The following is a 24,272-nucleotide window of genomic DNA, read 5'->3' as shown; positions in this document are numbered from 1 at the left end:
TCCCCCCTTCTTAAAATAAATAGTGAGTAAATAGCAAGGAATAGAGACTCTGGTGCATGTTGTCCATGATTCCATGGTCCTGACCGCCATTCTAGCAAAAAAGGATGTCAATAATAATTAACAAACGTTAACGATTCGACAAAAAATTTATCTCGGATGAGTCCCCTCGGATTGCAAGAAAAAAAGCGGGATTGCCATGGAACGCAATCACCGCTTCTCCGCTTCTTATCGCTACCTACCGTGGGCTCCGCTCTTCGTCTCGTCTATTCTTCCAGAACCGCCGCCCCTTTGCGGTACCGGTTCGGCGACACCCCCATCACCTTCTTAAAGGCCGTGCTGAAATAATGCTGGCTGTCATACCCCACCCGCTCCGCGATGTCCAGGATGCTCAGCTCGGTGGCGTTGAGCAGCTGGATCGCTTTCTGAATCCTCGTCTGGGTCATGAGCGTGATAAAGGACGTGCCCAGCTCTTTCTTGAGCATCCGGCTCAGATAGACCGGCGATACCTGCAGGGCCTGGGCGAAAGATTCCAGCGTCAGCTCCCGAACGGCATACTGTTCCTGGATGAGCTGCCGGGCACGCCGTACCAGCGGAGACAGCTGCGCCTCCTTGAATACGCCTTCCCGGCAAGCCTCGTAGGCGGCCGCAACCGCGCCGTCCGCCCCTTCCGAAACCGGCTCCAGATGTACATTCACGGCCAGCTTCAAGTACTTCTGGATCAACTGCTCGGCATCGGCCGCAATCTCCGTATCCGCTTCTCCCCAACAGCAAATGCCGATCCAGCCGGTATGGTCCCGGAACAAAACGCAGGGTGCGGGATGAAACAGCTCGGCGATTATATTTTCCATCGCGAACAGATACAGCTGGCGGTCGCTTTCCTTCATCAACGGCTGCGGAGCCGTCATCTCCGGCCATCTGGCGATGCCGATCCGGGTGGGACGGCAAGGCGGCAGTCCCAGGAACTCCAGCTGCTCGATCGCCTCCTCCTCATCCAGCAGGCCATGCATCCATTCGAGGCAGAACCGTTCCCGAAGCAGCGGAATGTTCTTCTCGATTTGCTCCGACGCCTTCTTCAGGTAGCTTTCCTGGATTTGATGGTCGTTCAGCTCATCTCGAACGCTGCTGAGCACCTGAATCAGATGCTCCGCATTTACCGGCTTCAATATATAATCCTTAACCCCGAGCCGGATCGCTTCCTGCGCATAAGCAAATTCGTCATGGCCGGTAATAATGACGAACCGGCATGCGGGGCGTTCTTCCTTCATTCGCTTCATGAGCCCGATGCCGTCCAGGAACGGCATATTCATATCGACCAGCATAATGTCAATCGGCTGGCTGAGCGCAAGCTCCAGCGCTTCCTCGCCATCCTCCGCTTCGGCAGCCACTTCCATGCCGAGTGCCCCCCAGTCGACCGCATCCCGAATCCCCTCACGGATAATCGGCTCATCGTCGGCAATCAAGACTTGATACGCTTTCTTCATCGTGAGTCTCTCCCATCATGATCGGAGGACGAAGGAACGGCATGCAGCAGCGGATGCGTAATCCGTACCGTGGTTCCCTCGTTCTCTATACTGTCAATCATAATTCCGTACGTCTCCCCGAACGTTAACTTGATACGGGCCTGTACATTCAGCATACCGTAGCTTCGGCTTGCACCCGGCCCTTCTTCGGGAGGCGCCTCCATGGCCGTTACCGGATCGGCAAGCTGCCTGCGAAGTGCCTCCAGCCGCTCCGCAGGCATACCTGCCCCGTCATCACGTACGGCAAGCACCAGCACATTATCCTCAACTTGTGCTTGGATCCAGATTCGCCCCGGGCCTCTCCGGGCCTTAATGCCGTGGTATATCGCGTTCTCCACCATCGGCTGGAGGATAAGTTTCAGGACGTGCAGTCTCTCGGCTTCAGGGGATAGCTCCATCTCAACCTGCAGCCTGTCGCGGTAACGCGTCTTCTGGATCTGCAAGTAACTGCTGATATGCGTCCATTCGTCGGACATGGGAATGATATCATCGCCTTTGCTGAGCCCGATCCGAAACAGCCGCGACAAGGATTCTACCAGATCCGATACGTCATCCGCCCCTTTCTTGCGGGCCATCCAATGGATCGTATCCAGCGTGTTGTACAGAAAATGCGGCTTAATATGCGCCTGCAGGCTGCGCAGCTCCGCTTCGCGCTTCTGCCTCTCCCGCAGCTCGCTCAGCTTCATCAGCTTGCGGATCTGCAGGAGCATGCGGTTAAAGCTGCGGCCGAGCATGCCCACCTCATCCTGCCGGTTTCCCCAGTAGCGGATCGTCAAATCCCCGGATTCGGCTTTTTGCATGAAGGACATAAGCTGCCAGATCGGCCTGGATATGGACTGCGAAAGCGTGTAGGACGCCGTAACCCCAAACAAGCACACTATAAACAAGAAACAGATCATATAAAAACGAATTTCCCGCACTTCATACACCGATTCGCTGGTTGGAAATACGCCGATCGTCCGCCAGCCGGTAAAGGAGGACGTGCCGTATATCAGTTGCAGCCGTTCCCCGTTCACCTCGCGGATCAAAGCGCCGCTCTCCTCTTCGGGAAACCACGATGGCGGAATGGACGGGATGATGGAATCCTCCGGGGTATAAATGCTCGAGCCGCCGGCCTCTGCGACCATCAAATATCCGCTTTTCCCGAGCGTGACATCCCGGACCGCCCTGGCGACCGCCCGCAGCTTCAAGTCGATCAATACCGCACCGGTCACTTCCCTCGTATCCGGATCCACAAACGAGCGTACGACCGACACCAGCTCCTCGTTGGCGTAATGAACGTGGGTGGTGACGTTACGGTCTGCCGGATGGCCGAGCACGGTAAAAATCCCTTCGTTTAAAACGGCCTCGCGGTACCATTCTTCCTCCGTCAAATTCGCCGGACTGCGCGCGTACATTTCGTTACTGATATAGGCTCCTTCGCGATTGACCAGAAGAATGGAGGCGATTTCCGGATACAGCGTCGTGAAGCCTTGAAGGTAACGCTTAATCTCGTAGTTTTCCTCATTATCCTGCTTGACCGGGGACGTTTGCGGGCGATAGGTTCCCGAAGGAACATCGGCTCCTGCCGCCGGCTTATCCCCTTGAATGTCCCCTTGCAGAAACCGTTCCGTACGAGGGTCGAAGCCGATCAAATACGTAATGTTCTGCAGATTCTCCATATCATTGTCCAGGGTCTGGTTGACCTTTCCGATCAGTTGAATGGTATTCGAGGTTACCTGCTGGTCCACAATGCGGTTTACCGTCCAATTGACAAGAACGCCAAGAGCGATTGAGGGCAGGATCCCAACCATGAGGAACAGGATGACCAGCTTGTATCTCAGCGGCAAATCCCCGAACCGCAGCCAACGGGAAATGCCTTTGCGCCAGGATTCCACTCTGTTATTTCGCATAATAATCATTCACATTCTCTCGGGTCACAATCGAGATTCCGGTGTCCACCCTCACGGGAAGCGGCGACACGTCATTCCCGAGCGTCGGGGCCGGTACGGTAAGTCCGTGATGCAGGTGAAATAAATACTGCAAGGACCAGTAGCCCATATTCCAAGTACCCTGGGCGATCGTAGCAACGATGGTTCCGTCGGAAATCCGGTCCAGCGTCCCCTTGTTCGTATCGAATCCAATGATGGTCACCCGGCCTGCCTTACCCGCGCCGATAACGGCATCCGCCACGCCCATTCCGCCGCTGGCCTCCGTCACGAAGATCCCTTTGAGATTCGGGTGCTTGCCCAGCATGTCCGCCGCAGCCTCTTTGGCAACGAGGGTATCCCCTTTTCCTTCCCTGATCTCCACCACGGACATGGAAGGATATCTCTGCGCCAACGTGTCCCGGAAGCCCTCCGAGCGGTCGTCATGGTTCTGCTGCCCGGGCTGGGTCACAATTCCGATTTCCCCTTCCCTGCCGAGAAGCTGCGCCATCTTGTCCGCGGCCGCAACCCCTGCATTGTAATTGTTGGTTGCAAGAAAAGAATACGCTTTGCTGTCAGGTGCATCCGCATCGAACAGGACGACCGGAATCCCGGCATCCACGGCCTTATTGATCGTGGACGTCAGCGCCTTCGAATCGATGGCCGATAAGGCGATGCCGGCCGGACGCTTCGCGATGACCTGCTCCAGGACGGTAATCTGTTCCTCCACGTCATATTGCGTGGACCCGCGATAATCGACGGTTACGCCGAGCGCGTCCCCTCCATCCTCGAAGCCCTTCAATATATTTTTCCAATATTCCATCCCCGATTGAAATGTGACCATGACGTAATTCTCGCCCATGCTGCCGTGCAGCCCGCCTTCCTCCCAGGCCGAGGAGCGCTTGTCTTCCAGCCTGTACATGAACACATAGGTGAGAAAAGCCAATATAAGAGCGCCGTAAACCAGCATCATCTTCTTCATGAATGAGTCCCCCGATTCTTGATCCTTCGTGTGCCATCCACCAGTTGCAACCGGTTACATATCGTATAATGAATATACTGCAATTCTCTGAAAAAGATCAAACGCTTGCTAGAATTTGGCAACGTACAGCAGCAAAAAACAGGCTGTTCCAGGTTCCCCTTAACCATGTTCACAGCCTGTTTCTATGATTTCAAGCATCTGCATTTCGTTCCTGCATGAACGAGGCTTGGGTTGCCCGTACTGCTCACTTAGCCGGATAGATGCTAATGCCGTGCATAAATAAACTCACCACGTGACGCGCAAGATCCTCAGGAGTCCGCTTGCCTGTCAGCAGCTGCTGGGAGGTCAGCCTTTCGATGACGCCGACCAGGCACTCCGCAACGATGTGCATGTCGGAATCACGGTCAAAGTACCCGTCCTGCTGCTCTCCTTTCAGATTTTGCTCGATCATGGCTGCCATTTCAGCCTTTACGATGACGGAATCATCCCCGATAAAAAAACCGATTTGCGTCAAATCCGGGTCCTTGCCAAGAAACGTGAACAACCCCGTAAGCACGCCAAGCAAACGCCCGGTCACATGAGCCTCATCGATTCCGCTCTCCAACCGGCTTCCCTCGATCAGGCCTTTAAGCTCCGAACGAAATTTCTCCATCAGCTCCCTGAAAATCGCCTCTTTGCTCTCAAAATACAAATAGAATGACGGCTGCGTCAATCCTGCCCGGGAAACGATGGTGCTGATCTTGGTCTGATGGTATCCTGACTTCGCAAATTCATTGGCGGCAACAATCAGTAGTCTTGCCCGGCTTTCTTGTCCGTTCGCACCCTTCTTCCGCAAAGCTATCCAACCTCCGAATCTACCCATGATGTATGTATGCTAGTTACCCTTCATTATACTCTATATCGGAAAGTTGCTGCTACACATAAAGTGTCCCGCCTGAACCGAAGACTTTACATCGCCACCGGAACGTTATAACGTAAAAGGGATGAGATGCTTAACGTTTCAGCCAAAAAGGAGATAACTCACATGCAGGAACATACCCAATCCAACTCGGTAGATACAATCGAGTCATATAGCTCGGCCCCGCATTCCTCCAAGCGCGTGCTTATCGTCACGGCGGTTGATGCCGAAAAAGATGCCGTGTTGCGCGGCCTAAAGAATGCGTCCGGATTCGAGGTTATCGCGGGAGGAGTCGGTCCGGCGGCAACGGCGGCCGCGACTGCCCGACAGTTGATGCAAACCTCCTACGATTTCGTTGTCAGCGCAGGCATCGCCGGAGGTTTTGCCGGTCAAGCTGAGGTTGGCTCCATCGTCATTGCGGACCTCATCCTTGCGGCGGATCTCGGATCCGAAACCGAAGACGGCTTCAGCAGCGTTCAGGAGCTCGGCTTCGGAACGGATCGGATTCCGGTCGATGCTGCCGCTGCCGGCAAGCTTGTCGAGGCCTTGGAGGATGCCGGCGCAGCCGTGACCCTTGGTCCCGTGCTGACCGTATCCACCACGACGGGAACGGCGGTTACGGCCGCCAGCCTTCTCCGCCGGGTGCCGAACGCCTGCGCCGAAGCGATGGAAGGGTTCGGCGTAGCCACCGCTGCCGCTGCAGCCGGGGTACCCGTGCTTGAGATCCGTACCATATCCAATCAGGTCGGTCCGCGGGACCGCGGCGCATGGAAGATCAAGGAGGCGCTGCAGGCGCTTGAGACAGCAAGTTCATTACTACCGGAGGTGCTACGATGAAAATCGCTTTTTCCCCTTGCCCCAACGACACATTTGTATTTCATGCCTGGGTTCACGGTCTTATTCCCGGTGCTCCCGAGCTTGATGTATCCTATGCGGATATCGATATCACCAATCATTGGGCGGCCGAGGATCGGGAACATGACATCTTGAAAATATCCTATGCCGCACTGCCCTGGGTGCTGGATGAATACGCCCTGCTGCCCTGCGGGGGAGCGCTCGGCCGCGGTTGCGGGCCTCTCGTTCTGACGGCGGACAAGCTGACGGGCGGAAAGACCCCGGACAGTCCGGCAGCGCTGTCCGGCCGGCGAGTAGCCGTTCCGAGCGAGCGCTCCACGGCTTATCTGTTGTTTCGCCTGTGGGCCGCCCAAAACGTACCCGGGGGACTCGGCGAAATCGTGGTGATGCCGTTTGACCAGATCATGCCGGCTGTCCGCGACGGTGCCATCGATGCCGGGCTGGTCATTCACGAAGCGCGATTCACGTACACGTCCTACGGATTGAAGCTGATGACCGATCTCGGCAGCTGGTGGGAATCCGATACGAATCTGCCGATCCCGCTGGGAGCGATCGTGGCCCGCAGGTCGCTGGATCTGGCCAGCATCTCGAGCTGGATCCGCTCCTCGGTCGAATACGCCTGGGAACATCCCGGGGAATCCCGGGATTATGTCCTCCGGCACGCACAGGAAATGGACCCGGACGTCGCCGATGCCCACATTGACTTATATGTCAATCCATTTACCGCAGAGCTGGGCGAAGACGGCTATGCAGCAATTTCCGCCCTGCTGAACCGCGCAGCCGATGAAGGGCTCGTGCCGCGGATCGATCCCGCGCTGCTGAAACGTCCGGAATAGCCGGAAGATAACCATCTAACGACGTATTCTCTCGAAAGACCGACTGCATGCAGCGGAAGTTTTTCTTGGGAGAGTAGGAGGGGGTTCCCTCCGAAGTCAACACTGTATTTCTCTAAAAATAGAGGAACGCCCCTGAGCCCGACCAATCGTGTCCGGCTTCTCTTTTGGCGTTCCTCTTTTTCCTGCCTGTGAATCGTTTCATCCGAACTTTCCAAATCAGAACTCGTTCCTCGATATCCAATCATGCAGCTGCCTGTAAATTCCGATTATTTCATCCATGGGCATCCTCACCAGCCCGCTGGACGATGGAGCTACAAACTCACGGACGCCGTCTACGACGGAGTCCGGCTGGATTCCCCAGTCCGCCTTGGCCTTGCCGCTGTATTCGGTATACACGCCCTTGCCGACAAAACAGGCAACCTCCGGTCTGTATTCCTCCAGCTTCTTCCGCAGCGTCTCTCTTCCGAGCCTATACTCTTCGCGGGTAATGTCTTCCGCGCCCCGGGTGGGCCTGGCTACAATATTGGTGAATCCATAACCCAGTTTAAGCAATTCCCCGTCCTCTGCGGCTTCATATAAACGTGGAGTCAAACCGGACTTATGCAGGATCCTCCAAAAATTGTTGCGCGGGTTTGCGTAATGGTGCCCCACTTCGCCCGATCGCAGACTCGGGTTAAAGCCGATAAATACAAGGGTTAATCCATAATCCAGATGATCGCTGACTTCGTCCAAGCTTGATTCCTCCTCATCATCTAATCGGGGTTCCCTTAAGTTTAATGAGAGCTCGATGCGGCGGCGCTGTTGTTGCGTTTGCGTATTTGGTGAATGCCCATCACGACGGCAACGAGCTCCCAGTCATCGAGAACATCGCTCTCATTCTGCAGCTGATAGGCTCCGGCTTGGAGCCAGCCGCTAATACGGGGAAATTGGGCGATGATCCTTCCGGTCTCATCCGTTATTTCATATTCATTGGAAAAGGCAGGCGAAGTGATCTCATACACGCCACGCGCCCCCGCATCGTATTCGAATTTTTTCGTAAAGAAACTCATCCGCATGCGCAGCAGACCCAGTTCTTCCCCATTGCCGCCCGTGATATTCCATTTGTTCGAGAAGAATCGGAACGAGCCGCTGCATACGGCCTCTCCCCCGGCTTTATACACGTCCAGCGAGGAGCCGAAAGCGCTCTTCAAGTCCAAGCTTCCTATTACGCGGCCTTCCCTATCCATAATATCTGTTATCCCCGAGCTAAAAAAGTTATCCTTAAAATACAAATGCATGCCCCTGCTCCCCTTCCTCGATTTCCTGCATCCCTGTTATTCATACAACGATTTGCAGGTTAAATTGTTTCAAATTTTTGCGGGAAATTCGGGAACCGATCCATGTTTCGATTGTCTAATATTCGAGGTGATGCTATTGGAGACCCTTAAATCTATGGTAGCCGTGAATGATCCAAGCACGCTGCTGAGCGGCTGGATGGAGTCCTTCGGCCAGGACGTGTGGAATTATGCGTTCTTCTTAACGAAACGCAAAGATGCGGCGGACGATATCAGTCAGGACGTGTTCCTTAGGGCTTATAAGCACTGGAATGATTTTGAGGGCCGAAGCTCGGTCAGAACGTGGCTGTTAACCATCACCCGCAATCTTTCCCTGAACTATCTCAAATCCTCCTTCATGACAAGGGTGTCTTTAACCGGCTGGATCACCTCCAAGCAGACCGAGCCTTCCGCGGAAAAAGAGTTCATGGATGCTGCGGCCGTCTCGCAGATCTGGAAATGCGTGATGGAGCTGCCGCCCAAATACCGGGAAGTGCTGATCCTGGAATTCCACTATCAGCTGCCGCGAAAAGAAATGGCCCAGCTGCTCGGCCTATCCGAAGGAACGATCAAGTCCAGACTGCACCGGGCGCGCGCCCGGATGGAAACGATGTTGAAAGGAGCGGATATCCCATGAAAACCGAACAAGAGCCGCAGCCGGATTGGATGCAGGAGCTTGCTTCCCCTCCGTTCAACGAGCCGATGTTCACCGCGAAGATGAAATCCGATGTATCGCAGAGCGCCGCAAACGGCGCCATAAGCCGTAAACGACGAAGAGCTCCAGGGCGTCTTATCAGCATGACCGCGGGCGTATTGGCGCTGCTTCTCATAGCGGCGGTATGGGGATGGCGCGAGTCCCCTGCGCTTCAACGGATGATCCCCATCCAGGGCTGGGGATACGCTGCCAAGTGGACTCCCCGAAGCGTATACACGGTAGATGGCGTGGATAAACTTCAGGTTTTTCCGGGCGGGGAAGCTGCCGCGGGCTCTCCGGCCGGAGCCTGGTGGAATTTATTAACCCCGATCCAAGAGCTTGAAGGGAAAACGATCAGCATATCCGCCGTTCACCGAGATACGGGAACTATCATCGAGGAGCTTGCCGAGACCAAGATTACCTCCGATATGGCTTACAATGAATTAACGCGAGTTTCTTCCCGCTTCGCTCTGCCGCTTTCCGGTTTATGGCGTTTCGACGTGATGGTGGATCATGAGAAATACGGCGATATCGTTATTGATGTGCCGGATAGCAGCTGGGAGCCGAGCCCGAATTTCGTTTCGGCTGCTTCTGAAGACCAGGCGATGCTGTCCTCCCAGTTTCCTCCCACTGAAATGACCGGCATTAAGGGACATCTCGGCTTTATTGATCCTGGGTTTATCGCAGGTCATCCCAATAAATACATGTGGCACTTTTGGGGAAGCAAGGAAGAATTAACGGGGGATCTGGTCATTACCGCGGTGAAACAAAATTCATCCGAGATCATTGATGTATTTAAGGTTGCCGGTTTAAGGCCTTCCCCCTTAAACGGTGCAGATGCAGCCATACCCACCTCCATGTCACTTCCTTCCCCGGGACTTTGGCGCATTATGGTCTCGATCGACAGTCAATTGTTCGGCAGCGTCATAGTCGAAGTTGCTAAACCTTAAATTTGGCGATGCCGCAAGATATATGAGCCGCAGACCGTTAACACAAACACGCATCATGGCAAGCCTCTTGCAATCATGGAGGAAACCGCTGCCTTGACCCTGCCGTTGAGATGAAACGAATTTCATTAAATAAGGCTGCCCCGGTCCGTAGAACATCTACGGAGAACCGGGGCAGCCTTTTTCAAGAGGAATATGACGGTTCATATTCCTCTTGTTCCATCAGCCGAGATGCATTATTTCGCTTCCAATGCTTCCTTCGGCACTTCGATTTTGCTGATTTCGTTATGCTTGGAGTATGCGCTCTTCATTTTCATATCCAAGGATACCTTCTGACCCTCGGCTTCCATTGCCATCACCATGTCCAAATCCGTTGTTACAGGCAGGTAAGATTCCTTCTGCACGCCATAAGTAATATGAATGCTCTTGATATCCATTTGGTCCATCATGGCTTCCATCTGCGGATCGTTGCCCGCTTGGCTCATCATAGACTTGGCAAGCTCCTTCAGATTGTCGCCGGAGACATCCGCCGTCAGGACGTATGCGTCTCCGTCCTCCGTTACTTCGAAGTCCTTAGCGAGGGTCTTGAATTGCTCTACCTGCTGCTCAGGACTCGCGCTGCTCGGATCCAGGCTGTCGCGGATCTCCTGCTCCGATTCCTTCGGAACCTGCATCCATTGACCATCCATGAGCATGTAAATGCCGTCTTCCGTTATATACTGCTTCATCTCGACCTTGCCTTCCGGCGAATCCATCACGACGTTCTGCATCATTTCCACCGGCTCGAGCGTAAGCTCCGAATCGAGCGACATATCAACGTTTTGCTCCTGTTTCTCTGCGCCTTCAACAACGATGTGCTGCTTGACATCGGCTTTCATGGCAAAGCTCTTCAAGTTTTTCGAAGCTTCGGCCGATTTTTGAAGAAGCTCGTCAGCGGTCGGCAAAGCCTCCTCCTTCGGCTCTTCTTTAGCCGGCGGCGTCTCTGCCGGAGTCGTCGTCCCTTGTTCCGCTGCAGGCGGTGTTGCTGCGGCATCATCTGCTGCTTTGTTGTCTTTGCCGCATGCCGTCATGCTCATTACCAAAATTGCCCCTAGTAATACTGCTGTCCACTTCTTCAATCGAATTTCCTCCTAAAATATGTATTCCGGATTACTTACCCATTCTATACGATTTGTAACATCCGTTGATCAAAATTTCCGAAAAAGGTACACTAGACCTAATTCTGTTCAGGAGGCGTGCTCGATTGGAAAACATTCTGATTACCGGATATCGAGCCCATGAGCTCGGTATTTACAATAACAAACATCAAGGCATTCCTTATATACGCAAAGCGATCGCCAATCGTCTGGTTCCCCTTCTGGAAGAAGGCCTCCAGTGGGTAATCACCCCCGGCCAATACGGCGTGGACCTGTGGGCCATTGAGGCGGCAATAGAACTAAAGTCCCATTACCCTCACCTGAAATGCTCCATTTTGACGGCGTACCAGAATCCCGAAGAACAATGGAACGATGATAAAAAAGCTTATTTTCAGGAAGTCATGAAGGGGGTAGACTTCTATGCGCCGGTCAGCAAGAGTCCGTACCAGGGGCCATGGCAGTTCACGGCCAGAGACGATTTGCTCCTCCGCAAAACCGATGGCATTCTGCTCGTGTATGACGAAGACGGCGGGGAAGCCAGTCCCAGGTTCATCAAAGAACGCGCGCTGAAGAAGCAGGCCGCGGACGGCTACCGCTTCATCAGCATCGGTTCCGAGGAAATACAAGCGGTTGCCGACGAAGAGAGCATGTCGCAGGATGATTACTAGGTCGGCTGCCCTCCGGTTACCACTTCGATCCACCGGAGGAATTGTTATTGTCCCAGCTTGATCCGCCGGACGAATTTCCGGATGACGAATCCCCCCAGCCGGAACCACCCGAGGAATGCGAGGAACCGGAGGAGCTTCCCCAGCTGGAGCCCGATGACCGGCTGCTGTTCTGCGCTGCCGCTTTGCGGGCGTCCGCCGCGGCTCTTCGCGCTTGATCGGCCGCTCTTTGGAGCTGCTGGGCCGCCCTGCGCTGCTGCTCCAGCATTTCCTGATGGCGAATCTCCCTTTCTACCCGATCGATATATTCCGCGATATTCAACAGTTCATGCGAGGCTTCCGCATACATCCCCTGCTCAAACAACTGCTCGACTCGAAGCCGATAAGACTTGTAATTTTTCTTGAATCCCCTGCTGGCCTTCCGCGAAACTTGTTTGAAACGCTGCTCGATCTGAACGGATAATCGTTCGGCTTCCTCCTTCTGACGTACAATGTCTTGGACCCCGTAGGCAAAATGCTCGGCATCTTGGGTACAGCTCCTCGCTGCGCTCTCCAGATAATCCAGATCATACAACGGGGATGAGAGCGCATCGCCCACGGTCTGTACATTTCTCCAAAATGAATCAGGCAGCCCTAACAGAAGCGAGTGGTTGCTCGTGACTACGTTATGAATCTGCAGGGTCTTCTGCTGACTGACAAACACTTCTTGAGCTGCTGCCAATTCACGGCGTACAGCCTGCAGCCGATCATCCAGGCCTTCAAGCGTTTCCTTCATTTCCCGTACCCATTGCAGCACGCGGGCCATCGTCATCGATTCGTTCTCGATGATCTCGCTCGCCTCTTCGAACTCCTGCACCTCGTCGTGCGTCAAGCGTTCGGCCTCCGGAAGTTTACCGTCCGCCATGCGGACCTCCTGCGACTCCTTCGCCAAAGCCTGCTCCCAGCTTTGCCAATGTCTCGGTACATAGTGGCTTCTGCAATGATTCAGCATCGATTGCAGCACGGAGCTTTCGTTATGAAATTGTTGTATTTGCCCATACAACCGATCCAGATCGTTTCGATTCTGCCTTCTCAGCTCCTCCTGCCGTCTAGTCATGCCCAGCGCCTCTTTCAGCATAGCGTTCGCACGTTCCGAAGACTTGCGGACTTCCCCCATATTCCCTTGACGGAGATAATTTTCCAGTTGATTCATCTGCTCCCGGGCATCATCGAGCCGCTCAAAGGGCCGGACCTTGATCCGATACAACTGGTGGGTTTCTATGATCTTAACAATCTCGGCGCGAATAGCCGCCGACTGATCCGAAAATTCATGAGCTTCCTTAACATAAACAGCCACGTCTTCGATGTTGCTCTTGCTCATGGAGTGCTTCTGCTCGGCTGCCTTTAGAACCTCCTGCGCCTCCAGCGGGTCAAACAACTGAAGCTCGACGGCGCGCTGAATATCTTGTTCCAGCCCTTCAAGCTCTTGGTACAAGATCGGGAAGGAATATCCCGTATCGGCTGCCGTCCGGTCAAGGGTTTGCTTAAGCACCGTGTAATCCGCGTGCAGCTCCGTGGTTCTCCCTTTCGCCGTTTTATCGGCATGCTCGATGACGGTAATCCGGTTATCTTCGGCCTTGATCCCATGCTCCAGCCGATCGGCGATTTTCGAAAACCGCTGGATGGCTTCATCCATGGAAGCATAACGCAGGATGAAAATCCGGGTCTCCTGCAGCTCGGTTTTACTCTCTGCGGCAGCCACCATAAACTCGGACAAACGATCTGCGATTTCCTGCACCGCTCTGCCTGTCTTGCCTTGAGCAATCCCCTGATAGGCGCCTACCTTCTCGAGACTTGCGTTGCATTTGACCAGCAATTCAGCGAACTGCTCCGAAATCATGGACAGTTTGCGCTTTTTAAGGTAACCCCAGATCAACATAAAGATCAGCGTGATTCCCAATCCCCCAGCAACCATTTCGATCCATGGGAGCTTCGGAAACTCGAGCTTCAGAGGGGCGGCGGTATCTGCCGTGAACGTTGACCGGGTTGTTTCATCCGTGGATTTGACGCTCCCCTTGTTCTCGGGTGCCGGTGATACCGCCTCGGCCTTATGATCATCTCCCTGAACGGGATCTTCACCGCCGGGCAGAGCTGCCAGGCGATGGACCTGGTGGATCATGCTCGCGCTGGCCTTCGAGAAACTTCCCTCCTTCGCATGCGGTATGAAATAAGCGTCCAGCATGGCGGTTATGGCGGAACTGCCGGTACCCTTCCCCTTATTGCTGTTCCATTCGTCGATGGCTTGCTGCAGCCGCGGATTGTTAAAATTGAATTCCACGCTCCGGTCTCCCGAAGAGATCAGCAGCAAAACATCCGCCGTGCCCAAATTCCAGGCATCGTACGCTGCATTGGCATAATCCGTCGGACTTTGACCTTCCAAACTCGGAACCGTCAAAACAAAGACACGGATCTGCTCCCCTTTGGCGATTTTACTCAAATACTGCCGCTGCGACGAATCAAACAGGCCGGCCGTATCTCGCACCAGCCCTTGTTTGGACGGAATACCCGCAGCCCATACCGATGTGCCGGTCCCTATGATCAGAACCAGCAAAACAATCAACCATCGCATACGTTTCATTTCAAGCCTTCTCCCCCATTCGCTACAAGCCAAAGACCTTTCTATATATATCGGATATTCAGGCCAACATAAAAAGCCATCTTTCAATTTTGCTCACGCTGGCTAAATCGTTCATCCCCAAGGTTTACGCAATAAACCTTGGTATCGTGTCAAATTTTTAAAAAATGGCTCTTTTTATGTTTTTTCTATGCCAGCAGATAGTCGTCAATGCTGGTATGCGCATAACCATGAGCTGCCGCCACGGCTTCATAGGTCACTTTGCCTCCGATGACATTGATGCCCTTGGCCAGCGCCTTGTCATGGCGGGCGGCAGACCGGATTCCGTTGCTTGCTATTTTCAACCCGTAGGGTGCCGTTACATTGGTCAATGCCATGGTGGAGGTACGGGCTACGGCGCCCGGCATATTGGCAACGGCATAGTGGATGACGCCATGTTTTTCATAGGTCGGATGATCATGGGTGGTGATCCGGTCGATCGTCTCGATCGAACCTCCTTGATCAATCGCCACGTCCACGATGACCGATCCCGGGCTCATCTCTTTCACCATCTCTTCCGTGACGAGGCGCGGAGCCCGGGCGCCGGGAATCAACACCGCACCCACGACGAGATCGGCGGCCTTAACCGTTTCCGCAATGTGATACGGATCGGACATGATCGTTTTGACCCGCCCTTGAAAGAGATCATCCAGCTGACGAAGCCGGACGGGATTAATATCAAGAATGCTGACGTCCGCACCGAGTCCCAGCGCAATTCGTGCCGCATTGGTGCCGACGATGCCGCCCCCGATGACGGCGACCTTGCCCGGAGCTACCCCCGGGACACCGCTTAGCAGCACACCTTTGCCGCCATGCGCCTTCTCCAGGAAATGCGCCCCGATCTGAATGGACATTCTTCCCGCCACTTCGCTCATCGGGGTCAGCAGCGGCAAGCTGCCGTCCGCCAGCTGTATCGTTTCATAAGCAACGGCGCTCACCTTGCGGTCCACCAGCGCTTTGGTCAGCTCCGGTTCGGGGGCCAGATGCAGGTAAGTGTATAGAATCATTTCCTCCTGGAAGTAGTCATATTCCTCCTGCAGGGGTTCCTTTACCTTCACCACCATCTCGGCTTTCCAAGCCTCCGCGGCCGTTGCGACCACTTTGGCTCCGGCCGCCTCATAATCTTCATCGGTAAAACCGATCCCCAGACCGGCTCCGGATTGTACAAGCACTTCATGCCCGGCATTCCTGAAACTGATAACGGTACCCGGCGTCATGCCTACGCGGTTTTCGTTATTTTTGATTTCTTTGGGAACCCCAATAATCATTCCCATGGCCTCCTTCGTGGTCAGCTTTGCCTATCTAATTGCATTGTACCCATTTTTACCCAAACTGTGTACCTGTCTAAGGTCAGGGATTGTCCATCCGAATTTTCATCTATATATCCGTAGTATATGCCGGGACAAGAGGAACGGCATACAAAAAATCACTCCCGGCAGACGGATTATAACGGATTTTTGTCCGTTATACCATCCTCTGCCAGAAGTGATACCATACTTGCGTATATATGAAAGACTTGCATTGTAATCTCTGATTGCCTTCGCTGATGTGCAATCGGCTTACACTTTTTCGCGATCTTTCCCTTTATCGGATTCTCCTGCGTTTTTATTCGCTTTCTCCCGATCGAGCTGCATCTCCTCCACCGTTTTCACCTTGAGTCTGGCTGCGCCTTCATACGAGCGGGTCGGGATCAGATTGCCGGCCGCCAGGCGTTCCTTCGCCTCGGCGATCGAAGCCGAATACTGAGGAAGCCATGCTTCACCGGCTACCAGCATTTCATCGACCAGCTGCCAGATTTCCTTCGGATTGCATACCGCCCCGACCAGCGGATCCATCATAAACGCCTGCCGAAGCAGCTTGTCGTCTCCATGAACCGCCGCTTCAACCGCCAGCCGTTGAACGGATATGCTTACGCTGCATACGGCAGCCGGGCCAAGAGGCAAATTCCCGACAAGCGGCATGGAAATACCGTTGCGGTCAACGTATCCCGGTGCCTCGATGACGGCATCCTCCGGCAGGTTGGCGATAATGCCTTCATTCACCACATTAAAGTGTCCACGGTATACCCTGCCGGTCTCCAACCCTTCAATGATATAGGAACCGTGCTCCTCTCCCCGGTGCTCCGGCTTGAATTCCATTGCCGGATCCTTCATCCAGTTCGGGAAATCGGTCTCGAACCAGTTGCGCCCCTCGGTGCAGACTCGCAAATACCCGCCCGTCTCTCCGTTGATCCAGCTGCTGAGATCAATCCACTCCGTAATTTCCTCCGGCCGTTTGCGGTACCAAGGCACGTATTCGCTTAGATGACCGTTGGATTCGGTGCTGTAATATCCGAAACGCCGGAGCATATCGATGCGGACCTTCTCCGTCCTGCTGTACTCCGGATGGCGCTCGAACGCCTCCAGCAGCCCGGCCGTCAAGTCCTTGCCTTGATGCGAAGCTTGAATATACCAGGTCTGATGATTGATTCCGGCACAGACAATATCGACGTCCTGTTTCTTTAAACCGTAAACCTCGGCAATCTGGTGGTGCCCATGCTGCACGCCATGGCATAAACCAACCGTCCGCACGCCTCCATACCGATTGCATGCCCATGTCAGCATGGCCATCGGATTCGAGTAATTCAGCAGCAGGACATCGGGCGCGCACACCTCGCGAATATCCCGGCAGATGTTCAGCATCTCGGGGATTCCCCGCTGGCCGTACATGATGCCTCCTGCGCAGAGCGTGTCGCCCACGCACTGATCGATGCCGTATTTCAGCGGAATGTCCACATCCGTGCGGAATGCCTCCAGACCGCCCACGCGGATGGTGCAAATGACGTATTTGGCATCCTGCAGTGCCTGCCTACGATCCGTGGTGGACTGGATCGCAATCGACAGCCCGTTCTCATTAATGTCCCGCTGACATAATTCCGTGACCATCTCCAGGTTATGCCGGCTGATGTCGGTGAAAGCGACCTCGATATCCCGGAACTCCGGTACGGTCAGCAAATCGCGCAGAATCCCCCGGGTAAAGCCGATGCTTCCCGCTCCGATAAAAGCAACCTTAAATGACATTTCATCCTCTCCTAAGCTACTAATTAGATTGTACCCATTGTAGCAATGGAGGGACGGTAAGCGTTATCAAAATCATGACCTCTTGGACCCTTCGGAGTCAAAAATCCTCACTTCTTATCTTCGACATCGTCTTCACCGTAGTTCCAGGCATTCCGGTCTTTCCGAAGACGATATTCCACCGGCGTGCTGCCCGTATACTTCTTGAATAACATATGAAAATACTGCCTGCTGCCCACACCCACATAATCCGATATTTCATGGATGGGGATGTCCGTCTGCTCCAGCAGCATCTTGGCCTTTTCCATTCGGATCGTTGTCAGGTACTCGGTTATCGTCCTGCCTGTCCCTCTGCGGAATACCCGGTGCAAATAACCGGGATGCAGATTCACTTCCGCGGCTACGTCCTTCACCTGAATCTGGCGGTCATAGTTCTGATGTAAATAATCGACGCTGCGTTTAATATAGAAGTCGCTCTGCTGCATGTCGCTGCGTTCTCTTTCTTCATACAAACGGGCGATGCATACCAGCAGCTGTATAAACAGCGCATGCGTCATCATCCTGCCGTCGGTACCTCTCTGATCGAGCTCAAGCACAAGGCTTTTCAGCACCGGATATACCTCCTCCTGATCAGCCAGCACCAAATAGCGGAACGGCCGCTTCAAGAGAAAAGATACCTCTTCTTCTTCTCCGACGATATGCCTTAAAGATGGCGCCTTCCCTTCGCTTTCCATAAAACCGAATTCCACGTTCAGCATTCGGCATGAGGCGGCCTGATCCACGATTAACCGATGCGGAACACCAGCATCCAGCACCATGAACTCCCCTTTCTTCAAAATGACGCTCTTCTCCGTATCGCCTGCCTTCACGTCAATCCGGCATACTCCGGAAATCATATACATGATTTCGGTTGAATCATGCTGATGGTAAGGCATTTCATAATTCATCCACTGTTTATAATAATAGGCATAAAAGCGCGGGACATAATCCCCCTCTTCCAGCATTTGCTGAAATAAGCTGCCGTTCACAATCACTCCTCCTCCCCTTTGTCATAAGCAGAACAGCATTCGGTTTATAAAAAACGCCCATCGGCGCCATAAACTTACAGAACTCGGTGACCACGGTACGCGCATATAAAAAAGCCTGGCCCTTAGGCCAAGCTTATCATCATTATGGCAGTGGTGCTACGAGATTTTGAAAGCGGAGACGGTATGGTTCAACTCTTCGGCAAGCTCGGCAAGCGATTGTGCCGTTGCAGCCGATTCCTCGCTTGTAGCCGCCGTTTCCTCCGTGGAAGAAGAGATCGTCTCGATAGCCGTCGCCACCTCTACAGCCTGGGCCGCCTGCTCCTCGCTGGCGGCGGCAATATCCATGACTTTGCCTGCCGACTCATTCACCATGCTTGTAATATGGGCAAAGGCTTCCCCGGCTTTTTCCGTATGGATGACGCCCTGATGCACCGCCTCCACGCTATCGGCCGTATTCTTCTGCATGCCTTTGATAATGTCGGCAATCTGCTTCGTGGCTCCTCCGCTTCGTTCGGCAAGTTTACGCACCTCATCCGCCACCACGGCGAACCCTCTCCCTTGATCCCCTGCACGTGCAGCCTCGATCGTGGCGTTGAGCGCAAGCAGATTGGTCTGCTTGGCGATATCGTCGATTACCTCGATGATTTCGCCGATCCGCTGGGAGTCTGTCTCAAGCTTGGCAACATGCTCGCGTATCCGATTCATGCCTTCCACCGACCGCTGGACGATTCCGCTGCCTTCCGCTGCAATCCCGGAAGTCTGGTTCACGAGCTCGGACGCTGCCGATGCATCGCTCGCAACGGAATTGATGGCATTAGACCATTCCTGGAACAATTCGCTGACCGTTTGCACGGATTCAGCTTGGCTGCTGCTGCCCACCGCAAGCTCCTCGGCACCGGCCGACAGCTGCTGCGAAGCGGCGGCAACCGAGGATGCATTCATATTCACTTTGCCGATCATTTCCCTCATGCTCTCCAGCAGCTGGGCGAACACCCGGGACAACGTTCCGATCTCATCCGCCCTGCGAAGATAATCCGCGGGAACCTCCTGCGTGAAGTCTCCCTTGGACATGGACTCGCCGATCGCTACGGAAACGCCCAGCGGTTTCACGATGGATCTCGTTAACAGGATCACGATGACCGCCAAGGCCGCCAAAGTGATCACGCCTGCCGCTATGATGGAGATGATCAAGGCATCCGAATTCGCCGTAATCTCATCCATCGGGATAATGATGGCGGCCGACCATGGCGTTTCGGTCATTCCGGTCTTAATCGGCGTATACAGCTTGTACAGCGCGGAGTCTTCCTCGGTATAGACATCCCCTTCCCGAATGGCATCCAGTATGAGGGGAACCGTCTTGCCAGGATATGCTTCTTCCAGCTTCTGTCCCATCAATCCGTCCTCCGGCGACGTTACGATCACGCCGGTATTCGAATAAATATGCGCATACCCCGTATCAAATAACCGGAATTGCTCCATGACGCTTTGCAGATGTGCGAGGGATATATCGACGCCCACTACGCCGACGGTCTTGCCGTTATCGATAATCGGCACGACGAGCGACGTCATCATGACATCCTCGTTGCCTACTTTGAACTCGTACGGATCCATAATGATCTCTTTGCCGCTGTTCTTCGCCAGAAGATAGAAGTCGCCTTCCCCCTCCTGATCGTAATCCTCTATAATCGTACGTTCCAGACCCGCTTCTGTCCTTGCCCAGTAGGACATCATGCGGCCCGAATGGTCGCTGCCGAGTTTGTTTCGGTAATCGTTGTCCCGGCCGTCAAAAGCATCCGGCTCCCATAACGTCCAGATTCCTTTCCAGGACGGATTATCCTCCAGGTTTCTTCTCAAAATTTCATTAACGGCTTGACGATTCGTTGTATCGGTCTCTTTCATGCCAACGAAGCTTACGGCCAAAGTACGTGCAGAGTTCATGACATCGTCAAGCTCGGCCTGAACCAGCGCGCCGATCTTCTCACTCGTTGTCACTGCAAGCGTCTTGGCCGAATCCAGAGCTTCTTCCGTTGTCGTCATGCTGATATAGGTCATCATACTGCCTAAAAATATCGTGATTGCTCCCAAAATTATAAGCAGCATGCGACTTTGAAGTTTCATCGCAAACAGAGATTTCCATCGTTTCATTATGAGTCACCCTCGCTTCTTCCGGCTGTTAAATTCATTCCACTCTTCTTCAAGCTGCGCCAAAACTTCCTCAATCTCTTCCCGTGACAAGAGATCATCGGCGCCATATTCAAATAGGTCCTTTGTCATGCCGCAAGTTACCACCCTTCCTACTTACAGACTATATCCATCCAGTAAGATAAGCATATACACTTGCTTACCGTTCGTAACCGAAATTCTCTTGCGTGCTCACGCAAGAATTTTGCGGGATACCTTGCGGTTTATTGTCGAATCTTTGCGAAATGAATCGGAGTCATGTCGAAACATGCTTTGGATATCGTCTGAACTTATAGAAAAAAGACCGAGTTATCAGCTCATCTGAACAAAATCGGAATCCGACAGAATCCCCATTTGCTTCGCTTTCAGCGCAGCCTCTATGCGCGACTTCACATTCAACTTTTGAAACAGGTTGGTTAAGCAGTACTCCAGTGAACGCTGGCTCATAATAACCGTCCCCGCAATTTCCTTGTTGCTCTTTCCTCGAGCGATCTCCTTAAGAATGCTGTATTCTTTATCGGTTATAGACTGGGCTGCCGGCGCACCCGTCGTCCGTTCCGGGCCACTCGCGGTCACGCGGCGGAGCTGCTTCACAAGTGTCAACGGAAGAACCACTTCGCCTCGCAGCGCACATCGAACAGCCGTCACCAGCTGCTCTTTGCCTGACGTTTTCGAGACAAAACCAGCCAGTCCCGCCTCCATGATCAGGTTAAAATGATTGCTGACTTCAAAGCCCGTATAGATCAGCATCACCGCGTTCGGGGCGATCCGGAGGATCTGCTTGGCCAAATCGATTCCGTTCATACCCGGCATATGCATATCGATCAGCATCACGTCAAAGCTCTCCGCATTGACCAGCTCCAGCGCGCGCTCCGGCGTATTTGCAAGCTTGACGAACATATCCTTTTCCTGTTCGAGCAGCACCTTGGTTCCCTCCATCACCGAGGGATGGTCATCCACCAATAAAATATCGATCTTCATAACCCTCATGACTCCTTTAGTCTGGTATCTTGTTTGCTGCTTTGCCGGCATCCATGCTTACTTTGCCGTTATCGATATATAGACAGCCAGCCCCCCGCTATCCGATGAGTCGAACTGGATTTTGCCGTTCATGCTTCTCACCCTTTCCTTCATGCCGCCGATTCCCATACTGTTGAATTGATCCGGCTTTTGGCTGGGATCGATTCCGACTCCGTTATCTTCATAACTCAGATTGACCTCATCCGACTGGGTGGACAAACGAAGCTTTACCTCCGTCGCATTGGAATGCTTCGTGGCATTCGCCAGCAGCTCCTGAACGATCCTGTACAACCCGATCAAATGGTCGTCACTGATATCATCAACGAAGTTCGAGCAGTCGAACTGTATGGAGTAATTGGTGCGGAGCTGGGTGAATTCAAACAATGCCTCAAGCGAACGTTCCAGCCCCTCTTCCTTCAGCAGCGGTGGGCGAAGCTCATTGCAAGTGATTCGGATCTGATAAATGACATCCAAAAGCCCCTGCTCAATCTCCTCCAGCTGTGGACGCAGATGTTCCGGCAGATCAAGATCGGATGTAATCTGATTCAATTTCCTGTACCAGATAATCTGTTCCTGGAGCGCGGCATCGTGAAGATCCTGGGACAGTCGCTTCCGCTCATTCTCGGAGAGATGCAGCATCAGCCGCAGCAGCCAAAGGGGCATGATCTGCTGTGAGGATCCCAGCTTCTCCAGCTCCCTCGTCAAGTCCTCAATCACGCGAAAATTATCGTACAGGACGCTTGCATAGCGGGTAATCGTCTCCAGCCATATTTTCTTGGCCTGAATCATGAGCAGCGGGGCCTCGCCTGCGATGCAGACGATGCTGCTGTCACCGTTCATCTCCCCGATCTTGACGAAATATCCGTCGCACGTCTCAAACAGCTTGCAAAGCGGAACATGCTCGGGACCGCATTTATGGATCGCGTGAAGCACCCTTTGCGGCAGCTCTTTGCTGCCGCCTTGAATCTTGATATGCAGGCTGTGATGGTTGATCCGGATCAGGCTCACCCGGTCCGTTCCCAGCACTTTCCTGATCTCCTGCACGATCCGGGCGTTCAATTCGCTGATCTTCACCATCCCGAACAGATCCGAGGAGAATTGATCCAGGCTCATCTGAAGCCTGAAATACCGGTCCTCGCTCTCCCGGACAAGCCGCTCTGCCGCAATCCGCTCGCGTTCGGCCTGCTTCTGTTCCGTTACATCCCGAATAATGGTAAGCGCCGTATTATCGCCTATATAAGGGATCGGCGTCGTGATGGCCTCGATATCGATGATCATTCCATCCAGCCGGACCAGCTTATTTCCCGCGAGCTCGGAGGTAGTCCCGCTTTTGTACACATGTTCAACCTCAGACGCCACGAACTCGAGCTGGTCGGAAGGAATCACGTCCTGGAAGGAGGTGCCGTCCAATTGCGCGATGTCCGTAATTCCCAATAAGGATAAGCCAGCGGGATTGGCATAAATGTAAGAAAAATCGGAGTGCAGGAACATCGCGACCGGTGCGATATCCAGAATGTGGCGGTTGATACGGTCGCTCTCCATCAGAGCCCTTTCCGCTGATTTACGGGCGGTAATATCCTCGAAGAAAATTTCAATGGCGTCCGATTCCTCGTCATACAGGGCCGTCGCCACGACATCGACCCGCTCTCCGTCCACCCGCTTTATGGATAACTCCTCGGGAACGACCCGCCTGCTGCGAATCAGCTGCGTAAGCCGTTTGCGTGCCCACTCCTCATAGGGATCAAACACCCAGTCCCAAGGATCGGTGCCCAGGATCTTGTCGGGTCCAGCGGCTCCAAGGATCCGAAGTCCGGCGGGATTCACGTACATCAGCTTGCGTTCTTTGCACACCGCGATGGCAATAGGCGATAATTCCACGAGGCGGCGATACCGGTTCATGCTTTCCTTGAGCGCTTGCTCCATCTTCTTGCATTCCGCCATATCATACAGCGCCTCTTCCATGCGGAATCGGGTGGTGATGTCAATGGCAATGCCATCGGTACGGACGATTTGCCCGGACTCATTCATCGTCGGAATCATTTTCACCTGAACCCAGCGTACGTCGCCCTCCGCGTGGAGGATGCGGTATTCGGTATGGACCGCCTCGCCTTGCCGAAGCTTGTCAACCAAGGTTCGGAACAGCGCCATATCCTCGGGATGAATCATCGTTTCCCAGGAGAGCCCGTCCGAGAAATCGCGATGCGAATAACCCGTGATTTTATGAAAAGCCAAGGATGTATTTCGTATGGTCCTGGTGCCGACATCGTATGACCAAATCCCGACATCCAGCGTAAGCAGCATATCGTCAAGCATGCGGAACCTGCTCTCGGCCATGTCCAAGGCCCGATGGCTTAACTTCCGCTGATAACCACATCTGTATAAGATAATCAAGAAAAGAATCGTCATGGCGGCCAACACCAAAACGGTTGCCCCCAAGAAGTAGCTGTGCATGATGTTTGATAGTCTCCTTATGAAGCATACACGCAAGCCACGTCAGGGGCTTTGCGTTATGCCGAATGCAGGCTGCGGGACGAACCCAATGGCAGCCATATCATTTATCGGCAGATCCTTCACAAATGCG

The 24,272-nt window shown here is 53.7% G+C and carries 20 protein-coding genes; 5 read left to right on the top strand and 15 right to left on the bottom strand.

Translation table 11 applies throughout. The annotated features are described in order from the left end of the window. Positions 1-263 precede the first annotated feature (263 nt). The 4 genes from AC3RCL_RS06870 to AC3RCL_RS06855 form a co-directional block, all read right to left on the bottom strand. Positions 264-1,481, bottom strand: a complete 1,218-nt coding sequence (locus tag AC3RCL_RS06870) for a response regulator transcription factor (protein WP_145038707.1) — start codon at positions 1,479-1,481, stop codon at positions 264-266. Beyond that, positions 1,478-3,421 (bottom strand): cache domain-containing sensor histidine kinase, encoded by a 1,944-nt coding sequence (locus tag AC3RCL_RS06865; RefSeq protein ID WP_442789414.1) that lies wholly within the window; start codon positions 3,419-3,421, stop codon positions 1,478-1,480. Before AC3RCL_RS06865 ends, AC3RCL_RS06870 begins: the two co-directional genes overlap by 4 nt. Further along, on the bottom strand, positions 3,402-4,409 hold the full coding sequence (locus tag AC3RCL_RS06860) for a substrate-binding domain-containing protein (RefSeq protein WP_492535013.1): 1,008 nt from the start codon (positions 4,407-4,409) through the stop codon (positions 3,402-3,404). The genes AC3RCL_RS06865 and AC3RCL_RS06860 overlap by 20 nt, the downstream gene beginning before the upstream one ends. Positions 4,410-4,653: 244 nt before the next feature. Beyond that, positions 4,654-5,244: a TetR/AcrR family transcriptional regulator gene (locus AC3RCL_RS06855; protein WP_492535012.1), complete on the bottom strand. Its 591-nt coding sequence runs from the start codon at positions 5,242-5,244 to the stop codon at positions 4,654-4,656. Between the two features lie 189 nt (positions 5,245-5,433). Between AC3RCL_RS06855 and AC3RCL_RS06850 the strand changes: the two genes are divergently transcribed. Together AC3RCL_RS06850 and AC3RCL_RS06845 are read left to right on the top strand one after the other, a co-directional pair. Beyond that, complete coding sequence (locus AC3RCL_RS06850; protein WP_145038709.1) at positions 5,434-6,144, top strand: futalosine hydrolase; 711 nt, start codon at positions 5,434-5,436, stop codon at positions 6,142-6,144. After that, a complete protein-coding gene (locus AC3RCL_RS06845) occupies positions 6,141-6,998 on the top strand; it encodes a 1,4-dihydroxy-6-naphtoate synthase (RefSeq protein ID WP_251499337.1) in 858 nt (285 codons plus the stop codon). Before AC3RCL_RS06850 ends, AC3RCL_RS06845 begins: the two co-directional genes overlap by 4 nt. Positions 6,999-7,214: 216 nt before the next feature. On the opposite strand, the gene AC3RCL_RS06840 is transcribed toward AC3RCL_RS06845, so the two are convergent. Together AC3RCL_RS06840 and AC3RCL_RS06835 are read right to left on the bottom strand one after the other, a co-directional pair. Beyond that, the gene (locus AC3RCL_RS06840; RefSeq protein WP_015733882.1) at positions 7,215-7,730 is read right to left on the bottom strand and encodes a mismatch-specific DNA-glycosylase; all 516 of its coding nucleotides are present in this window, start codon (positions 7,728-7,730) and stop codon (positions 7,215-7,217) included. A gap of 41 nt (positions 7,731-7,771) precedes the next feature. Then, on the bottom strand, positions 7,772-8,275 hold the full coding sequence (locus AC3RCL_RS06835) for an LURP-one-related/scramblase family protein (RefSeq protein ID WP_492535011.1): 504 nt from the start codon (positions 8,273-8,275) through the stop codon (positions 7,772-7,774). Between the two features lie 154 nt (positions 8,276-8,429). On the opposite strand from AC3RCL_RS06835, the gene AC3RCL_RS06830 reads away from it, so the two are divergent. Next, positions 8,430-8,948 (top strand): RNA polymerase sigma factor, encoded by a 519-nt coding sequence (locus AC3RCL_RS06830; RefSeq protein WP_009591721.1) that lies wholly within the window; start codon positions 8,430-8,432, stop codon positions 8,946-8,948. Further along, positions 8,945-9,955 (top strand): DUF4871 domain-containing protein, encoded by a 1,011-nt coding sequence (locus tag AC3RCL_RS06825; protein WP_492535009.1) that lies wholly within the window; start codon positions 8,945-8,947, stop codon positions 9,953-9,955. The genes AC3RCL_RS06830 and AC3RCL_RS06825 overlap by 4 nt, the downstream gene beginning before the upstream one ends. Before the next feature lie 233 nt (positions 9,956-10,188). Here the strand turns inward: AC3RCL_RS06825 and AC3RCL_RS06820 are convergent, their stop codons facing one another. Then, the gene (locus AC3RCL_RS06820) at positions 10,189-11,070 is read right to left on the bottom strand and encodes a DUF6612 family protein (RefSeq protein WP_096775282.1); all 882 of its coding nucleotides are present in this window, start codon (positions 11,068-11,070) and stop codon (positions 10,189-10,191) included. A gap of 125 nt (positions 11,071-11,195) precedes the next feature. On the opposite strand from AC3RCL_RS06820, the gene AC3RCL_RS06815 reads away from it, so the two are divergent. Continuing rightward, a complete protein-coding gene (locus AC3RCL_RS06815) occupies positions 11,196-11,756 on the top strand; it encodes an SLOG family protein (RefSeq protein ID WP_213580491.1) in 561 nt (186 codons plus the stop codon). Between the two features lie 16 nt (positions 11,757-11,772). On the opposite strand, the gene AC3RCL_RS06810 is transcribed toward AC3RCL_RS06815, so the two are convergent. From AC3RCL_RS06810 to AC3RCL_RS06775, 8 genes are all read right to left on the bottom strand, one after another. Further along, positions 11,773-14,370: a TPM domain-containing protein gene (locus AC3RCL_RS06810; RefSeq protein ID WP_492535007.1), complete on the bottom strand. Its 2,598-nt coding sequence runs from the start codon at positions 14,368-14,370 to the stop codon at positions 11,773-11,775. A 185-nt stretch (positions 14,371-14,555) separates the two neighbouring features. Then, a complete protein-coding gene (gene ald / locus AC3RCL_RS06805; protein WP_015733875.1) occupies positions 14,556-15,674 on the bottom strand; it encodes an alanine dehydrogenase in 1,119 nt (372 codons plus the stop codon). A gap of 291 nt (positions 15,675-15,965) precedes the next feature. Further along, positions 15,966-17,465 (bottom strand): alpha-glucosidase/alpha-galactosidase, encoded by a 1,500-nt coding sequence (locus AC3RCL_RS06800; protein WP_015733874.1) that lies wholly within the window; start codon positions 17,463-17,465, stop codon positions 15,966-15,968. Positions 17,466-17,572: 107 nt separating this feature from the next. After that, positions 17,573-18,490: an AraC family transcriptional regulator gene (locus AC3RCL_RS06795; protein WP_375120680.1), complete on the bottom strand. Its 918-nt coding sequence runs from the start codon at positions 18,488-18,490 to the stop codon at positions 17,573-17,575. 156 nt (positions 18,491-18,646) lie between these two features. Beyond that, the gene (locus tag AC3RCL_RS06790; protein WP_492535005.1) at positions 18,647-20,635 is read right to left on the bottom strand and encodes a methyl-accepting chemotaxis protein; all 1,989 of its coding nucleotides are present in this window, start codon (positions 20,633-20,635) and stop codon (positions 18,647-18,649) included. Between the two features lie 6 nt (positions 20,636-20,641). Continuing rightward, complete coding sequence (locus AC3RCL_RS06785) at positions 20,642-20,764, bottom strand: hypothetical protein (protein ID WP_260871434.1); 123 nt, start codon at positions 20,762-20,764, stop codon at positions 20,642-20,644. Between the two features lie 219 nt (positions 20,765-20,983). After that, positions 20,984-21,652 carry a response regulator transcription factor gene (locus AC3RCL_RS06780; protein WP_492535004.1) on the bottom strand — a complete coding sequence of 223 codons (669 nt, stop codon included), beginning with the start codon at positions 21,650-21,652 and terminating at the stop codon, positions 20,984-20,986. Between the two features lie 57 nt (positions 21,653-21,709). Next, positions 21,710-24,142 (bottom strand): sensor histidine kinase, encoded by a 2,433-nt coding sequence (locus AC3RCL_RS06775; RefSeq protein WP_492535003.1) that lies wholly within the window; start codon positions 24,140-24,142, stop codon positions 21,710-21,712. Positions 24,143-24,272 lie beyond the last annotated feature (130 nt).

Source organism: Paenibacillus sp. MT86 (assembly GCF_058792535.1).
Note: the sequence above shows the minus strand (reverse complement) of the source record. Positions and strands in the feature narration are given on the sequence as shown.